Genomic DNA, 3,600 nt, shown 5'->3' on the forward strand with positions numbered 1-3,600 from the left:
CGGGACAATTCGGCATAGTTCACAAAAAACTTATCAAGGCTACTATCTTACCATCATTACTTCTTGGCCACTACCTAAGCGCAATCTTTCTCGCAGGCTACCGCAAATCCTTCTACATCAGAACCGGAAATTGTGTTATTGCGTTTGCTTTCGTACCGACTGTAAATCATGTCAATTCGCATGATTGTGCTGCCAATAGACGCAATAGGAACCGGAAAAGTAGAAAGCGGGACTTGACTCAGCAGCGGAATATTGCTGATGAGTTCCTCTGACCAGCCAGAGAACTGTTCTAAATTTACGCTATTAAGATTGGGAATTTGGGCGAGCGCAAACTCAGATAGGTCAATTTGGTTAAGTTTTGCCTGCGCTAGTTGCGGTACTTGTTTTACAGCTTGACCAATTGGTAATTGGTTGATGTTAGGGTTCACTCCGGCTATTTGAGAAGATAAAGAAGCAAGTGGAGGAACATCGCTCAATTGAAATTGGCTAAGATTCGGAACAATTTCAGCCAAGTGACCGACAGTTTGCTTACCAGCTAAGGGAAATGCGGACAAGCTGATATTCTCTAAATTGATATCCCCTAGTGCCAATTGTTCAATTGCTTGCAAAGAAAGAATTTCAGGTTTTACATCGTTAATGTCCCCCAGCTTCAAGATGTTGTCAACAGAAGTGCCGGCTTGCCAGCTTCGACCGCCAGAACTTCCAGAACTAGCAACCGCAGGCAGGGAACTAAAGGTAATCTGGTTCCAATCTGGCAGCAAAACTCTAGATTGTTCTTTTTCCCAAATTTTAGTAGGTAAGGAACTAGCGCTAGCAATTGATGGAAAGCTTAAGAAAATAATGCAGATGAAAGCAAAAATTAGGCAGAGTGTACTGGCAGCTATTAAAGCAGATCCTACCTGGCTTAATTTTTTTAACTGCTTTGGAATGTTCATTGGCATCCTATTTTTCTTAACTACAATCCGGTAAAAAAAGCTGCTATACTTCGGATTTAAAAAACATTTGTACTGTCTTTAAAACATTACCCAAACTAGAGCAGCCTTGCAGAAATAACCAATCAGCTAAACCTCCCTATCCCTCTCTCCCTTTCCTGCTCCCCCCTCTCCATTTTAGGACTTACCCAAAAACCCGGTTTTTGAGGGTAAGTTCGTCATTTTAGGTTGAGAATGAGAACAACAAACCGGGTTTTTTAGGTTGATGCGTCCAGGACTACATTTCTTTAATCAAGCTCCAGCTCCAACTGTGGATTCGGGCGGACTGCTGAATCTGTCCAAGGAGTATCTGCTAAGTTTGACAAGTCATAGACATTTTCTTGGTAAGCGTCGTCAAAATTACCTTGACGAACTTCTGTGGATGATGAGTAACTAACTGTCAAATCAGGTTCGGACTCGTAACCCGATTTGCTATAGCCAGAATTAGGTTCAGTCCATGAATTGTGCATGGTTTTTGTTATTTTATGTGGTAAACAATTCCAATTTAAATCGCATCTAGTTCCTGCAACTTCATTCCTGTGAGCAATTTTGTTTCGTAAAAATTACCCCCTCCACATGGAGGGGGCCGCTCTATGAAAGTTACCTAACGGCTCTCAGCACTGGGCAATTCTACGAAGTTGGTAAAAATGTCTTTTAAGAAAAACGATCGTTGCCATTACTGAGGTTTCCTCTGTCGGCGCTGCCGCGATGCGGCCTTGATTGCTGACATATCCAGCGGAGTTGCTTCACCACTGTCTAGCCCAACCTGGATTTCCTGCCACAATTCCTGCAAGCGAGTTTGCTGGAATTCTTCCCGTTCTTTCAGCAGGCGCAACCCTTCACGGATCACCTCGCTAGCAGAATAATATAGTCCGCTTGAGACTTTCTCCTGGACATACTGCTAACTCCGGTGTCAAAGACACGTTCATGCCTGAGTCCTCCTGTAATTTGGGCTATTCCATTTTCGCTTTAATAACAGGGAATAGCAATTGTTGTTATTATTGCACTAAAAAACTCGCTCTTGTGTACAAGCGATTTGAGCAATTGCTAAAGTAAATCTCGCGATCGCTCGAAATGAACCAATCATGCCCCAAGTGGATTTCCAACTAAGCCGATAAAAATCAAAACAGTCAATTACAAGCCTGTAAAAATGTCTTTTAAGAGGGAGTAGGAACTAAAAGCTAAAGAATCCCCATGCTTAAGAAAGGGGATATGACGCAGGTTGGGATGCGTTCAAAGCTACCAAATTCGTTCCGCATTTTTTATTAATTGTTTATTAAGTCCAAGCAAATCACTTGGTTTGGTGCAAGAACACCTCCGACTTTTATTACTTGCAGCTCTCCGGTTTCGTCGGGATATTGTGCTTTAACTTGGGCAATTGCTGCATCTAAACTAGATGCCTGAGCAATATACACCTTCTCAAGAGCACTTAGTACCCAAATAGGTTTGGGCCACTTATGTCGAGGTTGGAGAAGTGAATAGTAAATCACTTGACCAGTGTACTGAACAATTTGCTCGATCGCAGTTTCCGAACAAAACTCCCCCAATTCTGACTCAATACATTGTTTGAGTTCTTTCGCAGGAATTTGCTCAAAAACTGATTCTAAGACCATTAATGCTGGTCTTGTCTGCTCTAATTGAGTGTGTTCCTGCACGACTAATGACTCTACGAAATGACTCACCTGGTTGATGATTGAGTCAAAATCTTGCTCCATCAATAAATGACCTAAATACTCCCTTAACAAATTTCTTAGCTTTTCATCAGAGATATTGATACCGCAGGTTTTCAGATCAACTGAAGGTTGATTACCTAACTTCCGACCGCAGCCAACTTCTCCATTAGCTGCATCTTCTGCTTCTATCAGTTCCATCAAGCACGGATAACGGGTTGTATCATCTATTGTGGATTGCGGCTGGGAGGGAATTGAGTTACTCATAAAAAAGCTCGGTAAGTGGGAAACTCAGTTACATTATAGTCATAATCTTTAAATTTAAATTCAAACAATATTTTCCCATCCACCTTCCTCTAAAAATCTTTTTTAAAATCTAACCGTTCCGAATTAAAGTCGCACTTAACAGTGCTGCATCGGTGAAGTTCATACATCTGAGCTCACCGTTCTGAAAAAACTGCTCGCTATCGCTTTAACAAGCCTTTTGCTCTTAATGGTAACAGACGCTAACCTAGCCGTTTGTAAAAAGATTACAGATGGCTAACCAGGCTGCGACCTTTTAGGCGGCACTTGGGATAGCCTAAACAACTGTTGCCGACTCTAAAGTTGGCAACTATTTTAAATCCAAACCAGGCAACCACTGGTTTTTTTAGACCAACCGCCATCCTTTATGTCTCTTGCCTTATTCCTAAAGTTCAGCACTTAAATTGAGTTACCAAAAACCGACTTATAACTCAATACGCTTGGGTTAGCGCTTTCAGACGAATTTCATTTCACGGATTTTTGGGAATTCCAGATTTGTGAAAGGAAGTCAAATTATTCTGAACCCAAGCGTATTGACTTAAAACTCGTATACTTCCCAAATACAACCCATCATCCTCAAGCTAAGCTGTTGTGCATTTAAAACGCATATTGTATTATACAATATAACCATATTTATGAAAAGTCAATGCCGAGTA

Annotated in this window: 4 protein-coding genes; all 4 read right to left on the bottom strand. The window is 41.4% G+C overall.

Annotated features, from left to right (window positions below; genetic code table 11):
- Positions 1-74: 74 nt before the first annotated feature.
- The 4 genes from QUA10_RS28685 to QUA10_RS28700 all read right to left on the bottom strand — a co-directional run bounded on the left by QUA10_RS28685 (position 75) and on the right by QUA10_RS28700 (position 2,908).
- The gene (locus QUA10_RS28685) at positions 75-935 is read right to left on the bottom strand and encodes a hypothetical protein (RefSeq protein ID WP_333085919.1); all 861 of its coding nucleotides are present in this window, start codon (positions 933-935) and stop codon (positions 75-77) included.
- Between the two features lie 284 nt (positions 936-1,219).
- Positions 1,220-1,441: a hypothetical protein gene (locus QUA10_RS28690; RefSeq protein ID WP_333085918.1), complete on the bottom strand. Its 222-nt coding sequence runs from the start codon at positions 1,439-1,441 to the stop codon at positions 1,220-1,222.
- A gap of 206 nt (positions 1,442-1,647) precedes the next feature.
- Entirely contained in the window at positions 1,648-1,821 is a 174-nt protein-coding gene (locus tag QUA10_RS28695; RefSeq protein WP_333085915.1) for a type II toxin-antitoxin system ParD family antitoxin, read from the bottom strand.
- Positions 1,822-2,236: 415 nt separating this feature from the next.
- Positions 2,237-2,908, bottom strand: coding sequence for a hypothetical protein (locus QUA10_RS28700; protein WP_333085914.1), 672 nt, complete (start codon positions 2,906-2,908; stop codon positions 2,237-2,239).
- Positions 2,909-3,600: the final 692 nt, after the last annotated feature.

The sequence above is a fragment of the Microcoleus sp. Pol8_D6 genome, from assembly GCF_036700965.1.
GTDB lineage: Bacteria > Cyanobacteriota > Cyanobacteriia > Cyanobacteriales > Microcoleaceae > Microcoleus.